Origin of the sequence: Thermogemmatispora sp. (assembly GCF_042408735.1) — a bacterium.
Classification (GTDB): domain Bacteria; phylum Chloroflexota; class Ktedonobacteria; order Ktedonobacterales; family Ktedonobacteraceae; genus Thermogemmatispora.
Window position 1 is genome coordinate 1 of record NZ_JBHOQV010000082.1, and the last position, 1,556, is coordinate 1,556.

The following is a 1,556-nucleotide window of genomic DNA, read 5'->3' on the forward strand; positions in this document are numbered from 1 at the left end:
GTCAGCCCAGCTTGCCGGTGGAGACCGGGAGCGGTCGCACCGTCTCTCTGGCCTACACCCCCGAGGCGTTCACCATCGAAAGCCGGGGCTATGCTCCCCCGGCGGACAAGCGGGTGTTGCTGGTGCTGCCTTGTTCTGGGGAGAAACCCTATTCGCAGTCGCGCACGCACCGCTACGTCAGAGAGCGGCTGCAGGCGGCACTCGGTGACCGGCTGCACGGCATTCACTGGGTGACGCTCTCGGGCCTGTATGGGCCGGTGCCCGAGGAGTGGGAGCAGGTCCCCGAGGTGCTGGGCTACGACTTCCGGTTGGAGGGAAGCAACCAGCCACAAATCGAGCTGGTGGCCGGGCGGCTGACCCGCTATCTGGAGCGCTGGGGAGAGCACTACGTGGCCTGCCTGGGGTATGCGACGAGTCGGGCTTACCGGCAGGCGATGGAGCTGGCGGCGCGCCGCACGGGCCGGCTGGAGGTGCTGCCCTGCAACCTGAAAGCCCGTCGACTGACCGCCTTCTTTCGCCAGGAGCATCTGGAGGAGCTGGTGGCACGTCTCCGACTTGAAACGAAAGGAAGGAAACAGGATGGCAGACCACGAGCGCCACATGGAGCCGCCGTCTCCCGAGCAGCTGGCGCGCGAGAGGACCCTCTTTGCCTCCTTGAGCGCCTTCGAGCGCGGCGACTTCGCCACGATGGACGAGATCTTGCAAGAGGCCATGAATGATGCGCTCTTGGAACAGATGATTATTGATGCTCATGAATATTCCCTTGAAGAAGAGAACAAGTCCCCTTGCATGAGGCCGAGCTGGAGAGACTGCGCCAGCTCGTCTGGCAGGCGCTGGAAAAGGCCGGTCTGTCTCGATCTCTTTTGCGGAGCCGGGGGAGCCGCATGGGGCTATGCGCTGGCCGGGTTCGAGGTCATCGGGGTGGATTGCCGTCCGCAACCGCGCTATCCGTTTCGCTTCCTCCTGGGAGATGCCTTGACCTGGCTAGAACAGGTGCAGGACCAGGTGGATTTGATCCATGCGTCCCCTCCCTGTCAACGGTGGAGTCCACGGACCCCGGACCGGACCCGCCACCCGGATTGGGTCCATCCCACCCTGGCGCGACTGCAGGCGCTGGACAAGCCGTTCGTCCTGGAGAATGTGCCGGGTGCACACCCGGTGCTTCGCTCCGCCCTCCTGCTCTGTGGCTCCATGTTCGGTCTTCCCCTTCGGCGTCATCGACTTTTCCAGAGTAATCTCCTCCTCTTTGCGCCAGGTCCCTGCCACCACGAGGTCTGCCGATATGGCGTCTATGGGCATTCAGTGTGGGTGCTGCAGCGGCAGCGGCAGCGAGAGGAACGGGCCACCACCAGCGTGGCCCAGGGGCGGCGGGCGATGGGGCTTCCCTGGATGAGCCAGGCCGAGCTGGCGCAGGCCATTCCGCCGCACTACACCTGGTGGCTCGGCTGGCAGGTGCGCGCCGTGTTGGAAGGGGGTCGCTGCCCTAACCTGGCGCCTGACCTCGCTTCCCTGGTCACAGACAGGCCAGGGTTTCCAGACCCTGGGAGAGCAGATCA

The 1,556-nt window shown here is 65.0% G+C and carries 1 protein-coding gene; it reads left to right on the forward strand.

All coding sequences use genetic code 11. The features are described from left to right. Positions 1–719: DUF5591 domain-containing protein (locus ACFMO7_RS06400; RefSeq protein ID WP_376794686.1), on the forward strand; the 719-nt coding region annotated here is incomplete at its 5' end. Positions 720–1,556 lie beyond the last annotated feature (837 nt).